Source organism: Trebonia sp. (assembly GCF_049794275.1).
Lineage (GTDB): Bacteria > Actinomycetota > Actinomycetes > Streptosporangiales > Streptosporangiaceae > Trebonia.
The window spans coordinates 1-4,157 of sequence record NZ_JBARCR010000537.1 but is presented as its reverse complement, the minus strand read 5'-3'; the positions used below and the strand labels follow the sequence as shown (position 1 = coordinate 4,157).

At 67.9% G+C, this 4,157-nt stretch carries 6 protein-coding genes; 5 read left to right on the top strand and 1 reads right to left on the bottom strand.

The features are described 5' to 3' along the window. Both WA805_RS14815 and WA805_RS14810 read left to right on the top strand, forming a co-directional pair. Positions 1-224 (top strand): hypothetical protein (locus WA805_RS14815; RefSeq protein WP_425242607.1); only part of this gene is annotated, 224 nt, incomplete at its 5' end. 909 nt (positions 225-1,133) lie between these two features. Next, complete coding sequence (locus tag WA805_RS14810) at positions 1,134-1,661, top strand: hypothetical protein (RefSeq protein ID WP_425238937.1); 528 nt, start codon at positions 1,134-1,136, stop codon at positions 1,659-1,661. 6 nt (positions 1,662-1,667) lie between these two features. Here the strand turns inward: WA805_RS14810 and WA805_RS14805 are convergent, their stop codons facing one another. Then, the gene (locus tag WA805_RS14805) at positions 1,668-2,342 is read right to left on the bottom strand and encodes a cytidylate kinase family protein (protein WP_422323577.1); all 675 of its coding nucleotides are present in this window, start codon (positions 2,340-2,342) and stop codon (positions 1,668-1,670) included. 139 nt (positions 2,343-2,481) lie between these two features. Here WA805_RS14805 and WA805_RS14800 point away from each other — a divergent pair, with 139 nt between their 5' ends. From WA805_RS14800 to WA805_RS14790, 3 genes are all read left to right on the top strand, one after another. Further along, the gene (locus WA805_RS14800; protein WP_422286402.1) at positions 2,482-2,940 is read left to right on the top strand and encodes a deaminase; all 459 of its coding nucleotides are present in this window, start codon (positions 2,482-2,484) and stop codon (positions 2,938-2,940) included. A gap of 129 nt (positions 2,941-3,069) precedes the next feature. Continuing rightward, positions 3,070-3,498, top strand: coding sequence for a hypothetical protein (locus WA805_RS14795; RefSeq protein ID WP_425242606.1), 429 nt, complete (start codon positions 3,070-3,072; stop codon positions 3,496-3,498). 44 nt (positions 3,499-3,542) lie between these two features. Beyond that, on the top strand, positions 3,543-4,157 hold a 615-nt coding region (locus WA805_RS14790; RefSeq protein WP_425242605.1), incomplete at its 3' end, for a hypothetical protein.

Sequence of the window (4,157 nt, the reverse complement as noted above, 5' to 3'; positions counted from 1 at the left end):
GCCGGCTGGCCGCGATGATCGCGATGGGGGCGCCGCCTGCCTCCTACCTCTTCAGTGCCGAGGCCGCCTCGGAGCTGGGGATCACCGCGGACGACATTCAGGGAGTCATGATCGGGGTCGCCCCCGTCGTGGGCGCGCCGCGCGTGGTCGCCGCCGGCGGGAACATCATGCGGGCTCTCGGCTTCGCTATCGCGGTAACCGACAGCGATACTGAGCTGGACTGAAGCTCTGCCGGGACGTTATAGCGAGCTGGCCGCCGACCGGGCTGCCCTTCGTTGTTTGACGGGCCCCGTCCGTCTTGGGCCAGGGAAGCCCGTGGGAAGGCTCTTGGCCTTCCCGCGGGCTTTTCTGCCACTCGAGGGCAGTACCAAGCCGCCATCCCCAAAAGGGACTTTCCGTAACACTCCAGGCATAGGCAGGGGTCGCCCAGCCTGTCAATTGCGCAATCGACAGGCTCTAGTGGTACGTGTCAATACCCCAACACGCCGCCTCGCGATCGAGACGACGTACGACCTTAATGATGACCAGAGTCACACTGCCCCCAGCGTCACCAAGACCATGTTAGTGCTGGGGATTTGGCCGCTGTGGGCGGCCAAATCCCCAGCAGTAACGGAAATCAGCTCGTGGGATTCGGCACTTGGGGCGAGATCTGCCTGCTTTATGTCGTTTTTGTCCTGGTTTGGCGATGCGTTTCGCGTTTCGCCCTATGTGCGTGCGGCACGGCGCCGCGAGCGCCGAACGCGCCCGGCTGACCTTTGGAAGCACGCCAAGTGCACGGCTCCCTGACCGCCAAGCCAGAGACCGGCCATCACGCCACGTTCGCACCAGGCGGCGCATTCTGTCTCGCTATCTGCCGCCGGGCATGGGTCGAGCGCGGCGTCAAGCATGATCACGAAAGAAAAGTTTCCTATGCGCACGATTTTCTTTCGTGATCATGGAATCAACGCACGCAGGTCCGGGGGCCTTTCGCGTTCCCGAGGCGCTTTCCCTCCTGAAAGGGACTTTCCGTAACGCTCTAAGCACAACCAGGAACCAGCACTGTCACGAGCGTGCACCGCTCTCTTAGCCGGGGCGTCTCACATTAGGGCGAGCGCATCACGCGCTTACCGGACGTTTCGGCAGGGGGACCTCGAATGTCTGATGGGCGGCAGGGCTGGAAGCCACGGTCGGCCGTGCGCAAGGTGCTTACCGGTTTCCTGGCGTGCTGCGGGCTCGTGTTCGTCATCGGCAGCACGGCGGCGTGCGGTTCTCCGTCGTCGGCCACGCCGGCCGCCGCGGCTAGCAGCCTGGTCGCGACGACGCCCGCAGGCACGCCGCCGAGCCCGGCGGTCACTAAGGCTGCTACGGCCGCGCAGACGGTCACGACAGCACCATCCACGCAGGCTCAGACAACGACCGCGGCGGCGTCGACGCAGGCCCAGACAACGGCCGCGGCTCAGGGAGCAGCACCACCCGCGCCAGCCCGGACGACGCCTGCGCCACCGCCAGCGCCGCCTGCTGCTACGGCGCCGGCTAGCTGCAACCCCCTGAGCAACGAGGGGACCTGCTACGAGCCGGGCGAGTTCTGCCGCAAGACCGACCACGGCAAAACCGGGGTGGCGGGTGACGGCAAGGCGATCAAGTGCGAGGACAACGATGGCTGGCGCTGGGAGCCTGTCTGACCCGGGTTATGTCCGTGCCTCCCAGGCCGGCTGCCGGGGATCGTCGTTGTGGACGATGATGTCGGCGTGTTCGGCCGGGCGGGCTGTGTCGAAGTAGAACTGCTGGGAGGGCATGTAGCGGCTGCGGTAGCGCCGCTCGACCTCGGCGGCGGACTTGGACGGGGTCTGGTCCCGGGTCCTGGCGCGATCCAGTGTCTTCTCGAACGGGACGGACACGAAGATGCGCAGGTCCCACCGGTCGGCCAGTTCCTGGCGCAGGAGGAACACGCCGTCGAAGAGCAGGACGGCGCCGGCGGGCGCCGTCCTGACCGGCTCGGATAGCGCAGTATCGGTGGCTTTGTCGTAGACCGCCTGCCGGTACCGTCGGTCTCCGCCCGGGCCCAGCGGATCGAGCAGCACCCGGTGCAGCGCGCCGAAGTCAAAGCTGTCGTGATAGCAGCCCTCGGCAGAGTCCTCGCCGCGCCGGTAGCGCCGCGACCGGGGGGTCAGGAAGTCTTCGATCGTCGCGCGGATGACGTCGCGGCCCTGCGCGCGCAGCACGACGGCGAGCTCGTCAGCCAGCGTGGTCTTGCCCGCGGCGGGCGGTCCGTCGATGGCGACCCGCGTCGGATGCGCGACCGTGACAGACCCGACCGCCTCGGCGAGGCGGCTGAGCAGCTCGTCGCGGGTCCCGTGGTCCATGGTCCGCCCGTCCGTGCGCCTGGCGCACCGTATCGTCCCGATATATCGAATTGATACATCGAGACGATACGTGCTAGTGCGCTCCGGCGCAAGGTTGCATCGCTGCGTGCGTTCCTGGATACGGCACTAGCATGAGCGCGTGAGCGGGGTGGACGACGAGCGGTGGATGCGGGTCGCGGTTGAGCTCGCGTGGTTGTGCCCGCCGTCGCAGACCGCTTACTCCGTTGGGGCCGTGATCGTCGGGGCGGACGGCACCGAGGTGTCCCATGGGTATTCGCGGGAAGGCGGCGACCCGGTCGTGCACGCCGAGGAGTCGGCGCTGGGCAAGCTCGCGGCCGGAGATCCGCGGCTGGCGGGGGCGACCATCTACAGCACGCTTGAGCCCTGTTCTGAGCGCAAGTCACGGCCGTGTACGTGCACGCAGCTGATCATCGCCTCCGGCATCCGGCGGGTGGTCATCGCCTGGCGCGAGCCCAGCTTGTTCGTCGCCGACGGCCAGGGGGTGGAGTTGCTCACTCAGGCCGGGCTCGACGTGACGGAGATGCCGTCCTTCGCGGCGCAGGCAGCGGCGCCAAATCGTCACCTCAAAACTACATAATGTGACATTAGTCCCTTGCTAACGATCGCGCCGCGCCACCTGCTACTGACGGGTAGATTTATGCCTAATCATCGCGCAACCGGGGGGAACCGCGTGGCCGCTCGATGACTCGCTGATAAAGGGGCATTGATGGAGACGACGACGTTCACCGCGCTGTGCGAGCGGGCAGGCCGCTGGTGGACCATCCAGATTCCGCAGCTTGCGGGGCTGTCCGCGCAGGCGCGCAGCCTGGATCAGGTCGAGATCATGACCCGCCAGGTCATCGCCAGGCACCTCGGCCTCCCGCCGGAGTCGATCATGGTCGACGTCATTCCTGATGCTCCGCAGCCCGTCGCGCCTGCACTACAAGCCCGGCACGCCGCCCGGCTGGCTGTGGAGGCGGCCGCCCTGGCGACCCGCGCCGCGCTCGAGGCACTGGCCGCCGAGGGCGTCACCTTCCATGATGCGGCGACCTTGCTTGGCCTGACGCCTGCCGAGATCGAAGTGTTCGCGCCCATGATCGGGAACGCCCCCACCATGCACACCGACTCCGGGCCGCTGCAGGTGACCGACAGGTAAAGCCGTTGGCGGCCCGTGCCCGCGCCAATAAGGTAAGTACTGTTGTGAACGATTACGAGGTTATTGAGCGGATAGACGCGTTTTGCGACGCCGTGCCCAGGCAGCGTGCCCGTGCCGAGATGATCGGCCCCCTCGTGCTGTTCGTTCCCGTCGGACCCGGATGGCCGTACTACGCCCGGGCGCGGGTGGATGAGCGGCTGCCGATCGGGGCCGCCGACATGCGTTCGGTGCGGGCCAGGCAACGGGAACTGCTCATCCCCGAGTCATTCGAGTGGATCGGCCAGACCGCCCCGGAGATGGCCGCCGCGGCGCTCGAGGCGGGCCTCCGGGTGCACGCGCACCCGCTGCTCGTGCTCGACGCTCTCACCGCGGTTCCTGAGGTACCGCCGCGGGTCTCCGTCCGCCTCGTAGCCCCGTCTGACCCGGAACTTGACCTGGTGTGGGCGGTGCCCGGCGTGGCGTTCGCGCACCCGGGGACGGAAATCGGCGAGGCCGGCGTCACCGAGCGGGACAAGCTCGCCGCCGGGCACGACGGCGGCACCATCGAGATGCTCCGCGACCGGCTGCGGTCCGGCCGTTCGGTGCTCGCCACCGCGTCCGGGCCGAACGGGCCGCTCGCCGCCGGAAGCTACCAGCTCGCCACCGGCAACGCGGAGATC